This is a genomic window from Escherichia sp. KTE96, from assembly GCF_000408525.1.
In the GTDB taxonomy this organism is placed as follows: domain Bacteria; phylum Pseudomonadota; class Gammaproteobacteria; order Enterobacterales; family Enterobacteriaceae; genus Escherichia; species Escherichia marmotae.
In genome coordinates this window covers 1,652,002-1,673,721 of sequence record NZ_KE137149.1, presented here as the reverse complement: position 1 = coordinate 1,673,721, position 21,720 = coordinate 1,652,002, and the positions used below count along the sequence as shown (strand labels likewise).

Annotated in this window: 1 protein-coding gene; it reads right to left on the bottom strand. The window is 60.0% G+C overall.

Features of this window, described 5'->3' with window-relative positions; all coding sequences use genetic code 11:
• Positions 1 to 3 precede the first annotated feature (3 nt).
• Positions 4 to 21,672 (bottom strand): Ig-like domain-containing protein, encoded by a 21,669-nt coding sequence (locus A1WG_RS06730; RefSeq protein ID WP_001515909.1) that lies wholly within the window; start codon positions 21,670 to 21,672, stop codon positions 4 to 6.
• Between the last annotated feature and the right edge of the window lie 48 nt (positions 21,673 to 21,720).

Sequence of the window (21,720 nt, the reverse complement as noted above, 5' to 3'; positions counted from 1 at the left end):
TATCTACACCACCATCAACTGATGATTCGCCAGTAAAGTGGCGAGGTCGGTATGCACGCCCGTCAGCGTGACCACGTTAGCTGTTGCAAAATTGCCGCCCGTGCCATCGCGGTCGATCTGCACGATGGTGTCGCTGCCGCTCTGGGTAACTTTGACAAAATCACTGATGTTTCCGGCCTGTGCATCCAGCGTCGCCACACCGTTGACGTAGCTGGCTTTGCCGTTTCCGGTGTAGCCGCTGCCCTGTAACAGTTCACGAATATCAATGCGATCGGTGTCGGCGGTACCTTCCCATGTCCCTACCGTAAAGCCATTCACCACGTCCGAACCGTTGCCGCCGGTGGCGTCGCTGGCGTTGAGCAGTTTATAGAGCAAGGTGTCGTGACCGCCGTTGCCGATATTGAGCGTGTCGTTACCGCCGCGCCCTTCCAGTTGGTTATCGCCCGTGCTGCCGGTCAGAGTGTCGTTAAAATTCGATCCGGAAATGCCTTCAATATTGGTAAATGTCGAGGTGTTAAAACCGGTGGCCTGGGCGGCGGTGCTGCTTAAGTTAGCGGTCACGCCCACCGTCGAAAGCCGGAAATCAACCACGTCCATCCCGCCGTTCGCCAGCCAGGTTCCGGTGCCAGAGCTGTACACCCAGCCGCCGGAGCCATCGTAAGTGTCGGTGCCTGCGGTGGCAAAGAAGGTATCGTTATAGCCGGTGCCGACGAACTTGCCGTTATTGCTCGCGATGCCTGCTTCGGCGCTGAGATCGTAAGCGTGAGAAGCATCGGTGGCCTGTAAGCCGCCCCAGGTGGTATTCACCGTCTGGTCAATATTGCTGGCAGTCGCGCCAGTGGATTTGATCAGCACGGCGTTGTAGGTTTCTCCGGCATTCAGCCCGTAGAAATTGACCAGCGCCGAGGTGTCGTTAACCCCCATCCCCGACTGCGGGTTGATGATTTGCGTGGCGACCAGCACACCCGCCGAGTTGTACAGTTTTACGGTATTGCCGTAATAGACGTTAATGCCGTTGGGATCGGTGATGCGCAGATGCAGCGAGGTGCCGTAGCTCACCGTGTTGGTGTTGCGGATCAGGAACACGCTGCCCGACTGTTTGGTCACCAGTACATCCACCGCGCCGTCCCAGTCGTAGTCCATTGCCGCCACGCCGCTGGTAGTGCCGCTCTGGCTGCCGCCGAGTACCGACTGCGTCCAGTTACTGGCTCCGCCAACATTGGTGTAAAGGTAGGATTGTCCGGTCTGGGCGATACGGGCGATATCCATCAGGCCGTCATGGTTCCAGTCTACCGCGAGGCTAAACTGGCTGGCGTAGGTCGTCGCCGTGGCACCTACTGCCACCGGGCTACCCAGCACGCCGTTAGTGTTGATCATTAGCGAACCGAAGTTTGCCCTTCCCTGGCTGGCGGGCAGGAAGAGATCCATATCGCCGTCGCCATCGAAATCCGCCCACGTCATGGAGACAGACGTCGAGTTACCGCCGCTGCCCGCCGTGCTGAGGAAGGTGTTGATGGTGTTCTGTCCCCAGACAAACGTGCCGTTGCCCTGGCTGATAAGCGACGAAAGTGTGTAGAAGTTATTCAGGTTGAAAGTGTGCTGAACCAGGTCTACCCTGCCGTCATTGTTAAGATCAACGCCGGAACCTTCGTTGAGCGAAAGATACCCCGTTACCGCCCCGCCGACCGTGGCGCTCCCGCCGTTGTTGGCAACGGTAGAGTTGCCTACCAGGGTGCCCGCGTTATTCAACAGGAAGGTGTTGGAGTCTGGCCCCCCGGCGTCGCCAATCCAGAAATCGAGATAGCCGTCGCCCTCTTTATCAAACGCCACAATCGAGCCGTACCACGTCAGGGTGCCGACGTTCACCTGAATCGCGCTGGAGAAGGTGCCGTCGCCGTTATTGGTAAAGCCGTTGATATAGCCCGTACCGTAGTCATCGCGGGTAATAAACAGATCGCCCGTGCCGTTACGATCGTAATCGGCAATTGAACTGGTGGCGTAGTTGTTACCACTTTGCACCAGCGTCAGTGCGGTCTTCGACCAGGTTAACGGGTCGGTTGATTGCATAATTTGCTGGTTCGCCAGCACCGTCCACATCCCGTGGTTGTCGAGGCCGTAGGTCAGCCCCCAGGCCGTTGTTTTATTGGCGGTCGTCCAGGCTGGCGTGTAATCAATTGCCGCGTTGACCGTTACCGTGCCGTTGCTGACGTTAGCGGTGTTGCCGTTGCCCGCCGAGCTTTTCACCTGCGCGGTGACGTTATAAGCGGTTGCGGACGCAGCCAGCACATCGGTATCCGGCAGTTGCACATACCAGGTATTGTGTGCCGGGTCGACTACCACCGCGCCGCCCGGCTGCGAGGTGTAGGTTTTGCCGTTGACCACCACTTCGACATACTGCCCGCTTGCAAGCGCGGCGGTGATTACGCCGCTGATAATCGGCGTGGTGTCACGCGTGGTTTGATTGGTGATTTGCGCCAGCGTGGTCGGAATAGAGGTATCCACCGTCAGAACAAAATCACTGGAGGAGGTGATATTCCCTGCCAGATCCACTACTCGCGCACTGTAGGTATAGGCACCACTGACCAGCCCGCTGTCGCTGTAGGTCCAGTTCAGCGCGCCGACCATCGTCACCGCGCCTAACAGCAGGCCATTGCGGTAGAGGTAAACCACTTCGCCGCTGGCCAGCGGGCCGGAGAGCACGCCGTTCAGCAGTGGCGTGGTATCGTCGGTGGCCTGCGAACTGCTTAACGTCCCCTGTCGCTGCCCGACATCATCGGTATACGACACAATAGTCGGCGTGGCGGTGGGGTTAATCGTATCGACCACCACCGTTTTCGACACCACCGGGCCGGTATTTCCCGCCAGATCCAGCACCCGCACCTGGTAAACGTAGCTGCCATCGGTCAATGTACGGCTGTCGGTGTAAGTCCACTGCGTGCCGTTGGTGGTGAGCGTGGTCCAGGTCGCGCCGCCATCAAGGCTAATCTGCGCTACTTCGCCGCTGGCAAGCCCCGCCCCCAGCGAGCCGGTCAGCGTGAGCGTGGTATCGCTGGTGATAAAGTCGGTTGCCGAACTCCCCGTATCGGTGCTGATGCTGGCTATAGTGAGCACCTGCGCCGGGTTAACGGTGTCAATCTGCGCTGACTGGCTGCCCGTTGCGCCAACGTTGCCTGCCAGATCGACCACCCGCACCTGCCAGGTTGTCGTGCCGTTAGTCAACGTGCGCCCATCAGCGTATGTCCAGTTCAGGCCGTCTGCCGCCAGCGTCACGTTCACCCAGGTTGCGCCGTTGTCGGTACTGATTTGCGCGAACTCGTTAGCGCCGAGCACCGCGCCCAGTACGCCGCGCACGGTAAGCGTGGTGTCGCTGGTAATAAAATCGCTGCTGCTGGCTCCGGTGTCATCGCTGATGCCGGTAATGGTGATGCTTTTTTCCGCTTCCGGGCTGGTGGTGTCAACCACCACGTTTTGCGTCGCGGTCTGCCCGACGTTCCCCGCCAGATCCACCACCCGCACCGTGTAGTTCCAGGTGCCGTCGGTCAGTGTGCGACCATCGGCATAGCTCCAGTTGGTGCCGATAACGGTTAAAGTGGCCCAGGTAACGCCGCCGTCGAGGCTGATTTGCGCCCGTTCATCGGCGGCAAGCGTTGCGCCGAGCGTCCCGCGCACGGTCAGTGTGGTGTCGCGGGTAACAAAATCGCTGCTGCTTAAACCGGTGTCATCGCTAATGCCCGCAATGGTGATGGTTTTGCTCGCCAGCGGCGCGCTGGTGTCCACGGTGACTATCTGGCTGGCGGTCGCGCCGATATTTCCGGCGGTGTCGATAACCCGCACCTGGTAGTTGTAGTTGCCGTCGGTCAGCGTGCGCCCGTCAAGGTACGTCCAAGTCAAACCGCTTACCGACAGGTTCTGCCAGGTGGTGCCGCCGTCGATGCTGATTTGTGCGAACTCACCGGCAGCCAGCGTCGCCCCCAGCGAGCCGCTCACCGCAAGCGTCGTGTCGCTGGTGACAAAATCGTTAGTGATCAGGCCGGTATCGGTGGTGATCGCACTAATGGCGATGGTTTTCACCGCTGGATCTGGCGCGATGGTGTCGATCACCACATTCTGGCTGTCAGTCGCGCCGACGTTACCCGCCGCATCAATGACCCGCACCTGATAGAGATAATTGCCATCAGTCAGCGTGCGGCTGTCGTTATAGCGCCAGGTTGTGCCAGTGACGGTGAGCGTGCTCCAGGTTGCGCCGCCGTCGATACTGATTTGCGCCGTCTCGTTACTGGCAAGCGCGGCGGTCAGCGATCCGTTGACCACCACCGGGCTGACGCTGGTGATAAAGTCGCTGGCGCTAAGGCCGGTATCGGCTTGCAGAGAATCGACATTAATCCCCATCGCCGGGGCGCTGAGATCAACGGTAATGGTGTGATTGCTGCTGCCGGTGTTGCCAATGTTGTTGCTCACCGAGGCGTTAATCACGTAGGCGTTGCCGTCCGCCAGCGCGGTGACATCGGCGCTGCCGAGGGTGTAGCTCCAGCTACCGCCGGTCTGCACGGTGGTAGTGTAGGTTTTGCCGTTTAAAGTCAGGGTCAGCGTCTGCCCGACCGGCGCGGTGGTGGTGCCGCTGATAACCAGTGACGAGCCGTGTTCCGCCGCATTCACCACATCATCGCCCGCGAAGGTGTTGATGGTGACGGTGGGGACGTCGCCGTTCAACGTCACGCCACGGCTGGCGCTGCCGGGGTTTCCGGCCCGATCGCTGACCGACGCGCTAATGGTGTAGCTGCCGTCGCTTAATCCGGCAAACTGTTGCGCCGGAATAAATACCGACCAGCTTCCGCCGCTGCCAACTGTTGCGCTCCAGCTCTGACCGTTAAAGGTGACGGTCACCGTCTGGCCGACTTCGGCGGTGGTGGTGCCGCTGATGGTCTGCCCGGCAAGCTGCTCGGCGTTGTTGATAATATCGTCACCCGCCACGGTGGCGATGGTGACCGTCGGCGCAGTGGTGTCGACGGTCAGGGCGTGCGTGGTTTGACCGGGATTGCCTGCACGATCGTTCACGCTGGCGGTGATGGTCTGCGCGCCCTGCCCGAGCGCTGCCAGATCCGCCGCAGGCACGTTCAGCGCCCAGGTGCCATTGGCGGCAACCGTGGCGGTGTAGGTTTTGCCGCCAAAGGTGACGGTGACCGTCTGTCCCACTTCCGCGCTGGTCGAGCCGTTAAGGGTTAACGGCTGCTGCTGTTCAGCGGCGTTGAGTCGGTCGTCCGTCGAAACGGTATTAATGCTGATCACCGGCGCGGTGAGATCTACCGCCACGCTGCGCGAAGCCGTAGCGCTGTTTCCGGCGCTGTCCTGGGCGGAGGCGCTGACCGTGTAGCTGGTGCCATCGGCTAGTGCGGCGACGTCTGCCGCAGGCACATTCACGCTCCAGCTCCCGTTGCTTTGAATGGTGGCGCTATAACCTTTGCCGTTAAGCAACACGGTGACTACGGTGCCAGTGGCAAAGTTCGTTCCGGTGCCACTCAGGGTCAGCGCACTGCCTGCTTCGGCGGCGTTAATGAGGTTATCGCCGCTGATGGTACTGACCGAAAGTGACACCGCCGCCGTATTCACCTGCACGTTGTGCGTCTGGGTGCTGCTGTTGCCTGCGCTGTCGGTGATGGTGGCGCTGATGGTTACCGTGCCGTCCGCAAGGCCGGAAATCACGCTGGCAGGCACGCCGACGCTCCAGTTGCCACTGGCATCGGTGCTGGTGACATACTGCTGCCCGGCGATGGTCACTACCAGGCGGTCGCCCGCTACCGCGCCCGTAGCGGTGCCGCTGATAATCTGCGCCTGAGTGTGTTCAACGTTGTTAATCACATCATCGCCCGCCACGGTATTAAAGCTAATCACCGGCGCGGTGGTATCGACGGTTACGCCTTTGCTGGCGCTGCCAAGATTACCCGCCAGATCGCTGACCGTGGCAGTCAGGGTGTAACCATTATTAGCAAGCGTGGTTAAGGCGCTGGCAGGCAGCGTTAAGCTCCAGCTACCATCCGCCTGCACCGTGGTCTGGTAGGTAGTGCCGTTTAGCGTGACGGTGAGCGTCTGCCCCGTTTCCGCGGTGCTGGTGCCGGAAACCGTTACGCCCGCCGCCGCTTCGCTGGCATTGATGATGTTATCGCTGGCAATGGTGTTGATGGTCACCATTGGCACGGCGCTATCGACGCTGTATTCATGCGTTGCCGTGGCGCTGTTGCCGTTGACGTTAGTCACCCGCACCAGGGCGCTGGCATCGCCATCACGCAGAGCCGCCATATCCGCGGCCGGAACGGTGGTGCTCCAGCTACCGTTTGCCGCCACCGTGGCGCTGTAAGTTTTGCCGCCAAAGGTAACGGTAACGATTTGCCCCGCTTCAACACCGGACGTGCTGCCGGAGAGCGTTAACGCCGCGCCTTTTTCGGCAGCGTTAATCACATCATCGCTGGTAATGGTGTTAATGCTGATGGCGACGGCAGTGAGATCAACGGTCACCGGATGGGTAATACTGGTTTGCGTTCCGGCACTGTTCGCGCCGCTAACGCTAATGTTCAGCGTTCCCGCAGGCCAGTTGCTGACATCCGCCGCCGGAACGCCGACGCTCCAGTTGCCGTTCGCCAGCACCGTTGCAGCGTAAGTTTGATTATTAATCACCACCGTCAGCGCCGTGCCTGCGGCAAAGCCGGAGCTGCTGCCGGAAATCACCTGCGCCTGACCATGTTCGATGATATTGACCACATCATCGCCTGCAACGGTGTCGACTCGCAGACCTGGCAGACTGGCGTCAATGGTGATATCGCGCGTGCCGCTGCCGGTGTTGCCAACAGCGTTGGTGACCGAGGCGTTAACGGTTAACTCACCGTTACCCAGCGCCTGCCAGTCGGCGGCAGGCACGCTCACGTTCCAGCTTAAATCTGGCTGGACGGTGACGCTGTAGGTTTTGCCGCCCAGCGTAACGGTGACGGTGCTGCCCGCCGCCGCACCGGTTACCTGGCCGCTGATAGTTTGTGCACTGCCTGCTTCAGCGGCGTTGATAATGTCGTCCGTTGCCACCGGATTAATGGTTACGCCCGGCAGCGCGGTATTGACCTGCACGTTATGGCTGGCGGTGCTGCTGTTGCCCTGGGCGTTGGTGACGCTCGCCGTCACGCTGTAGGTGGCTTCGCCCAGCGCACTGACCGCCGAGGCGGGCACGGTAACGCTCCAGTTGCCGGAGGCATCGGTGGTGGCGCTGTAGTTTTGTCCATTCAGCGTAACGGTGATCGCCGTGCCCGCAGGTTGATCGCTGGTGCCGGAAAGCGCCAGATTCGATCCTTTTTCAGTGGCGTTGATCACGTCATCGCCCGCGATGGTGTTGATGCCAATCACTGGCGCGCTGAGGCTGACGGTCACGGTGCGGCTGGCGTCGTCGCTGTTGCCCGCCCGATCGCTGACGCTGGCGGTGATGGTCTGTGCACCGCTACCCAGCGCCGCCACATCCGCCGCCGGTACACCGACGCTCCAGTTACCGGAGGCGTCCAGCGTGGTGGTGTAGGTTTTGCCGTTGAGCACAACGCTCACCACGTCGCCCGCTTCTCCGCCAGTGCTGGTGCCGGAAATCACCAGCGCCTGCGCGTGTTCAGCATCGTTGATGATGTCATCGCCCGCCACGGTGTTAATGGTGAGAACCGGCGCGGTGGTGTCTACCGCCAGATTATGGCTGGCGTTACCGGGGTTGCCCGCTTTGTCGTTGACCGTGGCGCTGACGGTGTAATTGCTTGCGGTCAGCGCGCCTAAGGCTGAAGTAGGGACGCTGACGCTCCAGCTACCGTCCGCCTGTACATTCCCGGTGTAGGTTGCGCCGTTGAGGGTGACGGTGACCGTCTGCCCGGTTTCGGCGGTGCTGGTGCCGCTGAGGGTGAGCGGGCTTCCCGCCTCCGTGGCGTTAAGGATATCGTCGCTGGCGATGGTGTTAATGGTGAGCGTCGGCGCGCTGGCATCAACACTGTACGCATGGGTTGCCGAGGCGTTATTGCCGCTCGCGCTGCTCACGCTGGCCTGCACGTTCGCCGCGCCGTCTGGCAGAGTTGCCAGATCCGCCGCCGGAACCGTTACGCTCCAGCTCCCGTTAGCGGCGACGCTTGCGGTGTAAGTTTTGCCGCCAAAGGTGACAGTAACGGTTTGCCCGCTTGCAATCCCGCTGGTGCTGCCGGAAAGGGTCAGGTCGGTGCCTTTTTCGGCGGCGTTAATCACATCATCGCTGGCAACGGTGTTGATGCTGATAGCTACCGCCGTTAAATCGACGGTGAACGGATGGCTGACGTTGACCGGATTTCCGGCGCTGCTCTGGCCGACGACTTCAACGGTTAACGGCCCCGCAGGCCAGGTGCTGACGTTCGCCGCCGGAATGCCTACGCTCCAGCTACCGTCCGCCTGTACCGTGGCGGCATAGGCCACGCCGTTGATGGTGACCGTCAGCGCTGCGCCGGTATTCAGGCCGCTACTGCCGCCGGTGATCACCAGCGCCTGCCCGTGTTCGATGCTGTTGACGATATCATCGCCCGCCACGGTATCGACGCGCAGCCCCGGCAGATTGGCATCAATGTTGATATCCCGCGTGCCGCTGCCGGTGTTGCCACTGGCGTTGGTGACCGAAGCGTTAATGGTCAAATCGCCATTGCCCAGTGCCTGGAGATCGGCTGCCGGAACGCTGACGCTCCAGCTTAAATCGACCTGAACTTGTGCAGTATAAGTATTGCCACCCAGCGTGACAGTAACCGTATCGCCTGCGGCGGCGCGGGTCACCGCCCCACTGATGGTTTGATCGGCGCCCGCTTCAGCGGCGTTGATAATATCGTCGCCCGCCACGGTGTTGATGGTGACGCCCGGCAGGCCGCTGTCGACCAGTAAATTTGCCTGGCTGCTGACCGTGTTGCCCACTGCACTGGTGGCGCTGGCGCTGACGGTATAGTTGGCCTGACCTAAGGCTGCCAGATCGCTCGCTGGTACGGTTAACGTCCAGTTGCCTGCTGCGTCGGTGGTGGCACTGTAGTTATGACCGTTAAGCGTGACGGTCACCTGTGCGCCGGTCGCCAGCCCGGAGCTGCTGCCGCTGATGGTCAACGGCTGGCCTTTTTCATCGGCGTTCAAAACGTTATCGCCGCTGATGGCGTTAAAGGTAATTGATGGCAGACCGGTATTGACCGTCACCTGATGGGTGGCGCTGCCGCTGTTTCCGGCGGCATCGGTGACACTGGCGTTAATGGTGACCGTACCGTTCGCCAGCGCCGAGACGACGCTTGCCGGTACGCCGACACTCCAGTTACCGCTGGCATCCAGCACGGTGGTAAAGGTATTTGTGCCGATAGTCACCGTGACGGTGCTACCGGTTGCCGCGCCAGTGGCGGAGCCGCTGATAATCTGCGCCTGGGCGTGTTCTGTGGCATTGATGACATCATCGCCCGCTACCGTGTTGATGGTGACGAGCGGAACGGAAGTATCAACGGTCAGATTGTGGTTAACGGAGGCCGGGTTTCCGGCTTTGTCGCTCACCGCCGCGCTGACGGTGTAGTTACTGGCGGTCAGGGCGCTTAACGCTGTTGGCGGCACGCTGACGCTCCAGCTACCGTCCGTTTGTACCGTGCCGGTATAATTTGCGCCATTGAGCGTGACGGTCACCGTTTGCCCCACTTCCGCCGTACTGCTGCCGGTGATGGTCAGCGCCGTACCGGCTTCGGCGGCATTAAGAATATCGTCGCCCGCAATAGTGTTGATGGTCACCGTTGGCGCGCTGGCATCGACGCTGTAAGCGTGGGTCGTGGTGGCGCTGTTGCCGTTAACGTTGCTGACGCTGGCCTGCGCGCTGGCATCGCCATCACGCAGGGCGGCCATATCCGCCGCCGGAACCGTGGTACTCCACGAACCATTCGCAGCCACCGTGGCGCTGTAGGTTTTGCCGCCAAAGGTGACGGTGACCGTTTGCCCGGCTTCCACGCCGGACGTGCTGCCGGAGAGCGTTAACGCCGCGCCTTTTTCGGCGGCGTTAATCACATCATCGGCGGTAATGGCGTTGATGCTGACGGCAATCGCCGTGAGATCGACGGTGACCGGATGCGTGACGCTGACCGGATTTCCGGCAGTGGTGCTACCGCTCGCCGTAATCGTGACCGTCCCCGCAGGCCAGGCGCTGACATCCGCCGCCGGAACACCGACGCTCCATGAACCATCGGCTAAAACCGTTGCGCTATAGGTCTGGTTATTAATCGAAACCGTGAGTACCGCACCCGCAGCCAGACCGGAGCTGCTGCCGGTAATCACCAGCGCCTGCCCGTGCTCGATGATATTAACCACATCATCGCCCGCGACAGTATCGACCCGCAGACCGGGGAGATTCGCATCTATGGTGATTTCACGCGTGCCGTTACCGGTATTGCCTACGCTGTTCGTCACCGTGGCTGAAATGGTCAGCTCGCCGTTGCCCAATGCCTGTAAAGCGGCTGCCGGAATATTAATACTCCAGCTTAAATTCGCCTGCACCGTGGCGGTGTAAGTCGCTCCGCCGAGCGTGACGGTCACGGTGTCGCCCGCCGCCGCGCCCGTCACCTGACCGCTGATGGTTTGATCTGCCCCGGCTTCGGCGGCGTTAATAATATCGTCCGTTGCCACAACGTTAATGGTGACGCCTGGCAGCGCGGTATTGACCTGTACGTTATGGCTGGCGGAACCGCTGTTGCCATCAACATCGGTTGCGGTGGCGGTCACCGTATAAGTCGCTTCACCAAGCGAACCCACCGCAGACGCCGGAACGGTCACGCTCCAGTTCCCGGAAGAATCGGCTGTGGTGGTGTAATTTTGCCCATTGAACGTGACGGTTACCTGCGTGCCCGCAGGCTGGTTGCTGGTGCCGGAAATCGCCAGATCCGCGCCTTTCTCCGTGGCGTTGATAATGTCGTCGACGGCAATCGTGTTAATGCCGAGCACGGGTGCGCCGAGCGCCACGCTAACGACGTGCGAGGCCGTGCCGCTGTTGCCTGCGGAGTCGGTGACCGTGGCGGTAATGGTTACATCGCCCTGCGCCAGTGCGGAAATCACGCTGGCAGGCACGCCGATGCTCCAGTTGCCGTTGGCGTCCAGCACGGTGGTATAGGTGGTCGTGCCAATGGTAACGGAAACCGTGTTACCGGTGGTCGCGCCCGTTGCCGAGCCGCTGATAACCTGTGCCTGGGCGTGTTCTGTGGCATTAATCACGTCATCGCCCGCCACCGTGTTGATGGTGACAACCGGAGCGGCAAGATCTACCGTCAGGTTATGCGTTGCCGAGGCCGGGTTGCCTGCTTTGTCGCTGACCGATGCACTGACCGTATACGAATTAGCTGTGAGGTTAACTAAATCGCCAGTCGGTACGCTGACGCTCCAGCTACCGTCTGCCTGTACATTGCCGCTGTAATCGACGCCGTTTAGCGTCACGGTCACCGTCTGCCCGGCTTCTGCCGTACTGGTGCCGCTGATAGTCAGCGCCGATCCCGCTTCAGCGGCGTTAAGAATATCGTCCGTGGCGATGGTGTTGATGGTGACAGAGGGCGCGGTGGCATCGACACTATAAACATGCGTTGCCTGGGCGTTGTTACCAGCTACGTTGCTGACGCTGGCTTGTACGTTTGCTGCGCCATCTGGCAAGGTTGCGAGATCCGCCGCCGGAACTGTCAAGCCCCAGCTACCGCCCGTTGCCACGGTGGTGGTGTAGCTTTTGCCGCCGAAAATAACGGTAATGGTCTGCCCCGCTTCCACGCCGGAGGTGGTGCCGGAGAACTGCAAATCACTGCCTTTTTCGGCGGCGTTAATCACATCGTCGCCGGAAAGTATATTGATGGTGATAGCGACGGCGGCGAGATCGACGGTGACCGGATGGCTAATGCTGGTTGTCGTTCCGGCGGTGTTGGTGCCTGTAACCGTAATATCGACCGTCCCCGCAGGCCAGTTAGCGACATCCCCAACCGGAACGCCCACGCTCCAGGTGCCGTCGGCTAATACCGTTGCGCCGTAGGTGACGCCGTTGATTTCCACTGTCAGTGGCGTTCCCGCCGCCAGTCCGGTGCTGCTGCCGGTGACCACCAGTGCCTGACCGTGTTCGATAATATTAACCACATCATCGCCTGCCACGGTATCGACGCGCAGACCAGGCAGGTTAGCGTCTATCACAATGTCGTGCGTTGCGGTGCCGGTATTGCCTGTGGTGTTGGTCACCGAGGCGCTGATGGTCAGTTCACCGTTGCCCAGCGCCTGCAAATCTGCCGCCGGTACGCTGACGCTCCAGCTTAAATCTGGCTGCACGGTGGCAGTGTATTGGTTGCCACCAAGCGTGACCGTCACCGTATTCCCCGCTTCTGCCGTTCCCGTTACCTGCCCGCTGATGGTCTGGTTAACGGCGATTTCAGCGGCGTTGATAATGTCATCGCCTGCTACGGTATTAATGATCACCCCAGGCAGCAGCGATTCGACATTCACCGTATGCGTTGTGCTGCCGCTGTTGCCCGCGCTGTCGGTAGCGGTGGCGCTAATCGAATAAACCGCCTCGCCCAGCGCACCGACCGCCGAAGCTGGCACGGTAACGCTCCAGTTACCGGAACCATCGGTGGTGGCGCTGTACGCCAGGCCGTTCAACATCACAGTGACCGTGGTGCCGGTCGCCAGACCGCTGGAGCCGCCGCTGATGGTCAGATTCTGGGTTTTCTCGGTATTGTTAATGATGTCATCGCCGGAGACGGTGTTGATGGTCAGCGTCGGGCCACTGAAATCAACGGTCACATCGTGAGTCGTGCTGTCGCTGTTGCCCGCGCGATCGCTCAGGCTGGCGGTGATAGTCTGGCTGCCGGTGGCCAGCGCCGTGACATCTGCCGCCGGAATGCCGACGCTCCAGTTACCGGAGGCGTCCAGCGTGGTGGTGTAGTTTTTACCGTTCAGGTTAACCGTGACCACATCGCCCGCCGCCGCGCCCGTGCTGGTTCCGCTGACGACCAGCGCCTGCCCGTGTTCGATAGCGTTGATGATGTCATCGCCCGCAACGGTGTTAATGGTGAGATCAGGTGCGGTAACGTCCACTGCCAGCGCATGGTCGGCACTTGCCGGGTTACCCGCTTTGTCGCTCACCGTCGCAGTCACGGTATAGCTGCTGGCGGTTAATCCGCTTAAGTCCGTTGCCGGAACGTTCACGCTCCAGGTGCCATCCGCCTGAACGGTGGTCTGGTAAGTGTTGTTATTCAGCGTAACGGTCAGCGTCTGTCCGGCCTGCGCCGTGGTGGTGCCGCTGATGGTTATCCCCGCGCCAGCTTCGCTTACGTTGAGAATATCGTCGCCAGCGATGGTGTTGATGGTCACAAGCGGCGCGGTGGCATCGACGCTGTACGCGCGATCCGCCTGGGCGCTGTTGCCGTTAATGTTGCTGACGCTCACCTGCACGTTGCCCGCGCCGTCCGGCAACGCAGCGAGATCGGCAGGTAACACGTTCACCGTCCAGCTACCGTTGGCTTCCACGGTAGTGGTGTAATTTTTGCCGCCAAAGGTGACGGTCACCGTTTGCCCGGCTTCCACGCCGCTGGTGCTGCCGCTCACCACCAGCGTTTCGCCTTTCTCGACGGCGTTGATCACATCATCGCCGGAAAGGGTGTTAATGGTGATGGCAACCGCCGCCAGATCGACGGTGACCGGATGGGTAATGGTGGAGGTTGTTCCGGCGCTGTTGGTGCCGCTTACCGTAATATCCACCGTACCCGCAGGCCAGTTGCTGACATCCGCCGCCGGAACACCGAGGTTCCATGTGCCGTCGGCTAACACCGTCGCGCCATAAGTGACGCTATTAATCACGACCGTTAACGCCGTTCCCGCCGTCAGCCCGGTGCTGCTACCGGTGATCACCAGCGCCTGACTGTGCTCAATGCTGTTAATGACATCGTCGCCCGCCACGGTATCGACCCGTAAGCCAGGCAGATTGGCGTCGATTGTGATATCGCGCGTACCGCTGCCGGTGTTGCCAACGCCGTTAGTCACCGAGGCGTTTACGGTGAGAGAGCCGTTACCGATGGCCTGAATATCTGCCGCCGGAACGCTGACACTCCAGCTTAAATTAGCCTGCACCGTGGCGGTGTAGGTGTTGCCGCCCAGCGTCACGGTGACCGTATTGCCCGCCGCTGCGCCCGTCACCTGACCGCTGATGGTTTGCGCGTTACCGGATTCAGCAGCGTTAATAATATCGTCGGTCGCCACCGCGTTAATGGTGACAGCAGGCAAGGCGCTGTTGACCAGCACGCTATGGCTGGCGGAGTTGCTGTTGCCCGCGCTGTCTGTGACGTTCGCGGTTACTGTGTAGTTAGCTTCACCCAGCGCGCTAACCGCCGAAGCTGGCACCGTGGTGCTCCAGTTGCCGGAAGCATCTGTGGTGGCGGTGTAATTTTGCCCGTTCAGCGTCACTGTAACCGTAGTGCCCGCTGGCTGATTACTGGTGCCGGTGATTTGCAGATCCGCGCCTTTTTCCGTGGCGTTAATCACGTCATCCGTAGCAATGGTGTTGATGCCAATGGTTGGCGAGGTCAGATTCACGGTAACCGTGCGGCTGGCGTCATCGATGTTGCCTGCCGCGTCGGTAATGGTCGCGGTGATGGTTTGCGCACCGCTGCCCAGCGCAGTGACATCTGCCGCCGGAACGCCGACGCTCCAGTTGCCGGAAGCGTCCAGCGTCGTGGTGTAGGTTTTACTGTTTAACGTGACGGTGATGACATCGCCCGCTTCCCCGCCGGTGCTGGAACCGGAGATCACCAGCGCCTGTCCGTGTTCGGAGGCGTTAATAATGTCATCGCCGGAGACGGTGTTGATCGTTAATACCGGAACAGTGAGATCCACCGCCAGACCGTGAATTGCGGTCGCCGGGTTACCCGCCTTGTCGTTTACCGAGGCGCTGACGGTGTACGGGCTGGCGGTCAGATTGCTGAGATCTGTTGTCGGTACGCTGACGCTCCAGCTTCCGTCCGCCTGGACAGTGCCGGTATAGCCGACGCCATTAAGCGTGACGGTTACCGTCTGACCCGCTTCGGCGCTACTGCTGCCGCTGATGATTAGCGGATTGCCCGCCTCGGCGGCGTTCAGAATATCGTCAGTGGCGATGGTGTTAATGGCAAGCGTCGGTGCCGTGGCATCGACGCTGTAGGCGTGGGTTGCCGAAGCCGTGTTGCCGTTAACGTTGCTGACGCTGGCCTGCACCGTAGCGTCACCGTCGCGTAACGCGTTGAGATCGGCGGCGGGTACGCTGGTTGTCCAGCTACCATCGCCCGCTACAGTGGCGGTATAAGTTTTGCCGCCAAAGGTGACGGTGACGGTTTGCCCCGCTTCCACGCCGGAGGTGCTGCCAGAAAGGGTTAAATCTGCCCCTTTTTCAGCAGCGTTAATCACATCGTCGCCGGAAACGGTGTTAATGGAAATCGCCACCGCCGCCAGATCGACGGTGACCGGATGGGTGATGGTGACCGGGTTTCCGGCACTACTGGCGCCTGAAACCGTAATATTCACCGTCCCCGCAGGCCAGTTGCCCACATCTGCCGCCGGAACACCGACGCTCCACGTGCCATCGGCTAATACTGTCGCAGCGTAAGTGACCGTGTTAATCACCACCGTCAGCGCCGCGCCCGCAGCCAGCCCGCTGCTGCTACCGGTTATCACCAGCGCCTGAGTGTGCTCGATGCTATTGACCACATCATCGCCCGCCACGGTATCGACGCGCAGACCAGGCAAATTGGCGTCGATAGTAATATCTCGCGAACCGCTGCCGGTATTGCCCACGCTGTTGGTCACCGAGGCGTTAACCGTCAGGTCGCCATTACCGATGGCCTGAATATCCGCTGCCGGAACGTCCACGCTCCAGCTTAAATTGCCCTGCACGGTGGCGGTATAGGTTTTCCCGCCAAGCGTTACGGTGACGGTATCGCCCGCCGCTGCGCCCGTCACCTGGCCGCTGATAGTCTGGGCGGAACCCGATTCCGCCGCGTTAATAATATCGTCGGTCGCCACCGGATTAAGGGTGACGCCAGGCAGCGCGGTATTGACCTGCACATTATGACTGGCGGAATTGCTGTTACCCGCGCTGTCGGTGACGTTCGCCGTCACCGTGTAGCTGGCTTCGCCCAGCGCGCCGACAGCAGAGGCTGGCACTGTGGTACTCCAGTTGCCTGCGGCGTCTGTCGTCGCGGTGTAATTTTGCCCGTTAAGCGTCAGCGTAATTGTGGTGCCTGCGGGCTGATTACTGGTGCCAGATATTTGCAGATCCGCGCCTTTTTCGCTGGCGTTAATGACGTCATCGGTGGCGATGGTGTTAATGCCAATAGTCGGCGCGGTAAGGTTAACGGTAACCGTGTGCGTCTCGCTGTCGCTGTTGCCTGCCGCATCGGTAACGCTCGCCGTTACGGTCTGTGAACCGCTGCCTAGCGCGGTGACGTCCGCCGCCGGAACGCCGACGCTCCAGTTGCCGGAGGCATCAAGCGTCGTGGTGTAGGTTTTACTGTTTAGCGTAACGGTGACGACATCCCCCGCTTCTCCACCGGTGCTGGAACCAGAAATCACCAGCGCCTGCCCGTGTTCGGCGGCGTTAATAATGTCATCGCCGGCAATGGTGTAGATGGTGAGTACCGGAACGGTGAGATCCACCGCCAGATTATGCGTGGTGCTCGCCGGGTTGCCCGCTTTGTCATTGACCGTCGCCGTCAGGGTATGGCTGCCATCCGTCAACGCTGCGAGATCTGCCGCCGGAATATTGATGCTCCAGGTGCCATCGGCCTGTACCGTTGCCTGATATGTCTGCACGGTTGGGCTATTGAGCGTTACCGTAACAATCTGCCCCGCTTCGGCGGTGGTGCTACCGCTCACCGTCACGCCCGCATCGGCTTCGCTGCCATTGACGATATTGTCGCTGGCAACGGTATTAATAATGATGGTTGGCGCACTGCTGTCGACGCTGTAGTTATGCACCGCCGAGGCGCTATTGCCGTTGACGTTGCTGACGCTGGCCTGCGCGGTGGCGGCACCATCAGTTAATGACGCTAAATCAGCGGCGGGTACGGTGGCAGTCCAGCTACCATCGCTCGCCACGCTGGCAGTGTAATTTTTCCCGCCAAAGGTCACGGTGACCGTTTGTCCGGCTTCTACGTTAGTGGTGGTGCCGGAAAGGGTTAAATCAGCGCCTTTTTCTGCGGCATTAATCACGTCGTCCGTGGCGATGGTGTTGATAGAAATAGCCGCCGGAGTGAGATCGACCGTCACTGGATGAGTGATGCTCACCGGATTTCCGGCACTACTTTCCCCGGACACGGCAACCGTCACCGTCCCCGCAGGCCAGGCGCTAACCTGCGCCGCCGTGACGCCGACGCTCCAGCTACCATCGGCCTGCACCGCAGTGGTGTATTCCACATTATTAATCGTGACGGTAAGCGGCGTGCCTTCTGCCAGCCCCGAGCTGCTGCCGGTGATGACCAGCGCCTGCCCGTGTTCGATGATATTGACCACATCATCACCCGCCACCGTATCGACCCGTAGACCAGGCAGATTGGCGTCAACGGTGATATCCCGCGTACCGCTGCCGGTGTTGCCGTTTTCATTGGTGACTGAGGCGCTCACCGTCAAATCACCATTGCCCAGCGCCTGGATATCCGCCGCCGGAACGCTCACGCTCCAGCTTAATCCAGGCTGTACGGTGGTGGTGTAGGTATTGCCACCCAGCGTAACGGTTACCGTGTCGCCAACGGCAGCTCCAGTCACCTGCCCGCTGATGGTTTGCGCTACGCCCGCTTCGGCGGCGTTAATGATATCGTCGGTTGCTACCGGATTAATGGTCACGCCGGGCAGCGCGCTGTCGACCAGGAGGTTATGGCTGGCGGTGGCGCTATTGCCGATACCGCTGGTCACCGCTGCTGTCACCGTATAGTTGGCCTGGCCTAATGCGGTTACCGCCGATGCCGGAACCGTCACGCTCCAGTTGCCGGAGGCGTCGGTCGTCGCCGTATAATTTTGCCCGTTCAATGTCACGGTGATGGCGGTATTAACAGGCTGATCGCTGGTGCCGGTAATTTGAACATCGGCTCCTTTTTCGCTGGCGTTAATCACATCGTCGCCAGCAATGGTGTTAATACCAATCACCGGCGCGGCGGTATCGACCGTGACGGTCAGTGACTGGCTGCCCGTGTTTCCGGCTTTGTCGGTTACCGAGACGCTGACAGGATAACTGCCGTCCGCCAGCCCACTGACCACCGAGGCCGGAACGCCCAGACTCCAGTTGCCGGAAGCATCCACCACCGTGGTGTAATTCTCATTATTCAGCGTCACGGTGACGATATCGCCCGCCTGTGCGCCAGTGACCGTGCCGCTGATGATTTGCGCCTGGGTGTGTTCCGGCGTGTTGATGACGTTATCGGTCGCCACCGGATTAATGGTCACCACCGGCGGCGTGGCATCCACCAGTGCCACGCGTGAAACGCTGGTCGGGTTACCGGCGATATCGTTCACGCTGGCGGTGACCATGGCGTTGCCGTCAGCCAGCGCGTCAACGTTGGCGGCGGGAACGGTCACACTCCAGGTGCCGTCTGACTGCACGGTGCCCTGATAGGTCTGCCCATTCAGCGTGACCGTTACCGTCTGCCCTGGCTGGGCGTCGGTGGTGCCGGTGATAGACAAATCTTGTCCGCTTTCAGTGGCATTAATGATGTTATCGGCGGTCAGCGAATCGATGCTTAAGGCCGGAGCCTGGCTATCGACGGTAATCGTGCGGGAGGTGTCGCCGGTGTTACCGCTGGTATTAGTGACAGTTGCGGTGATTTCCGTTGCGCCATCTGACAGGCTACTGACTGTACTGGCGGGTACGGTCAGGCTCCAGGAACCGTCGTTCTGTACTGTGGTCGTCAGGGTTTGCCCGGCGAATTTCACCACCACAGTTTGCCCGGCCTCGACGCCCTGGGTAGTGCCAGTCAGCGTCAGCGGCGAGCCTTTTTCTGCGGCGTTGATAATGTCATCGCCGGAAACGATGTTGATAGCGATCGCCACTTCACCCGCATCAACAAACACGTTGTGGTCGATAGAGACCGGGTTACCTGCCGGGTCTGTTGCACTGGCCGTCACGACGACCGTGCCTGCACTGAGCGCCTGCAAGTCCGCAGCCGGAACGCCCACCTGCCAGTTGCCGTTGCTATCGGTCACGCCTTGATACGTTTCGTTGCCGAGCGTTACCGTCACGGTGGTGCCCGCAGGGAGATGACTACTGCTACCAGAAATAACCAGATCTTGCTGCTGTTCGAGGGCGTTAATAACGTCATCGCCGGAAATAGTATTGATACGCAGACCCGGCAGCGTGGCGCTGATGGTGATATCACGTTCACCATTACCGGTGTTGCCGTGTCCGTTCGTCACAGAGGCGTTGATTGTTAATGCGCCATCGCCCAGCGCCTGTAAATCAGCCGCCGGAACGTTCACACTCCAGGTGAGGTTGCTCCCCACCGTCGCCGTGTACGTATTGCCACCCAGCTCAATGGTTACAGTATCGCCCTGCACTGCGCCCACTACGCGCCCGCTCAGGGTTTGATCTGCCGCCGCTTCGGCATTGTTCACCACGTTGTCGCCCGCAAAGGTGTTGATAATCACCTGCGGCAGCACCGTATCGACCAGTAAGTTGCTTTGCGCGGTTCCCGTATTGCCGGTCACATCCGTGGCGCTGGCGGTAACAATATAGTTGGTGTTTGCCAGGTTCAGGACATCGCTTACTGGCACGCTCAATGACCACACGCCGCCGTTAACCTGCGCACTATAAGTGACATTATTCAGCGTCACGTTAACCGTGCCGCCATCGGGCAAATTGCTGGTCCCGCTTAACGTTAGCGGCTGCTGAGACTCCAGCGCATTCAGTACGTTATCACCGCTGATGGGATCTATCGCCACCTGCGGCGCGACGCCCGCCAGGGTGATGTTATGAGTCGCTGTACCGGTATTTCCGGCAGCATCGGTAACCGTGACAATAAGGTCGTTAGGCCCACGCGCCAGCGTGCGGGTTACCGCTGGATCCAGAGCGACATTCCAGGTGCCGTCTGCCAGCACCACACCGGTCAGAACCGTGGCACCTAATTTGACGGTGACCGTGTCGCCAGGTGAAGCCCCACTGACCCGCCCGGAAATAATCTGTGCCACAATCTGTTCAGCGGTGTTAAGAACATCGTCACCCGCAACGGTGTTAACGCTGACCACAGGCGCACTGGTGTCTACCGTGAAATTTGCGCTGTTGCTGGTGGCGTTTCCTGCCCGGTCGCTGACGCTGGCATTTACGGCGTAGTTACCCTCCGTCAGTGCCTGCACTTCTGCGGCAGGCAGCGTCACCTGCCATGTGCCGTCGCTACCGACGATTGCTGTATGGCTTTTACCGTTTACTGTCAGGGTAACGGTTTGCCCCGCTTCAGCATTCGATGTACCACTTAACACCAGCGCGGCGTTATGTTCTGCGGCGCTGACAATGTTGTCCTGAGCGATAGCATTGATGGCAAGCGTCGGCGGCTGGGTATCGACTGTTAATAGTTGCGCACCAGTGACCGTATTGCCCGTGGCATCTTTACCACTAACCAGTACTGCCTGGTTCCCTTCAGCTAACGCCTGCGCATCGGCAGTCGGCACCTGCACGCTCCACGCGCCGTTAGCCCCGACGGTAGTCGTGTAAGTTTTGCCGTTAAGCGTGACGGTGAGTTCTGTTCCCTGTGCCAGATGGCTACTGCTGCCAGAAAGTGTAAATCCGCCAGCCTGCTCGCTGGCGTTAATAATGTTATCGCCTGCGGTGGTGGCAACCTGTACGGCGGCCTGACTGTTGTCGATAGTTAACGTTATCGAACCGGCATCGGTGATGGTGTTGCCGACAATTTGCACGACTGACCAGGTATGTTCACCGGCACTTTGTGTAGGTAAAGAAACGCTCCAGTGCCCGTTGCTGTCTACCTGTGTACTGGCGATGGTGTTGCCGTTGCTGTCTTTGATCTGGATGGTCGCCCCCGCCTGTCCGCTGCCGCTAAAGGTTGGCGTGGTGTCATCGGTGGTGTCATTGGTAGCGAGAATGCCGCGCTGGTCGCCCTGATTATCGGTCACTAAAAATGACGGGGTAGCATTGCCTGGTTCGGCTGGCGGTGGGTTATTAACCACTTCAGTTTTCGAATCATCACCACCACCACTTGCCAGCAAAGCGCCAAGCGCGCCGCCACCTACCGCTGCACCCGCTAACCATCCCCACGGGAAGGTGCTCGCCTGAGCAACGGTATCAAGAAATGGTGCAATACTTTCAATGGCTGCAGTATGGGCTACCAGCTCCACAGGGGCTAAACCACCCGCAGCAGTATCAGCAAAAGTGACATGTGTAAGCTGTTGTCCATCGGCAAAGACCAGCTCCGATTGTTCAGTTGAATTAGCCGCTTGCAAAAAATAGCCATTGCAACGGACAACCGTACCATCCTGCATATAAATCAGTAGGTCATTTCCTTCGCGAACATAACGTGCGACGGCAGATGCCTGAGCATGAACCTGCACCACAGATGGCTCATAAATAACAACCGTGACGTCGCCCGGATTAATCAGCGTTTGTTTGACGGATGTTTTACGCGAAATAACATCAATAATCAGGCTCATAATGGCATTCCTGATAAATGGCGCACATCCTTAGCGAGTCCATTTATC

Excerpts from the sequence above, each read along its gene's own strand:
- A1WG_RS06730 (WP_001515909.1), bottom strand. The coding sequence starts at position 21,672 with ATGAGCCTGATTATTGATGTTATTTCGCGTAAAACATCCGTCAAACAA.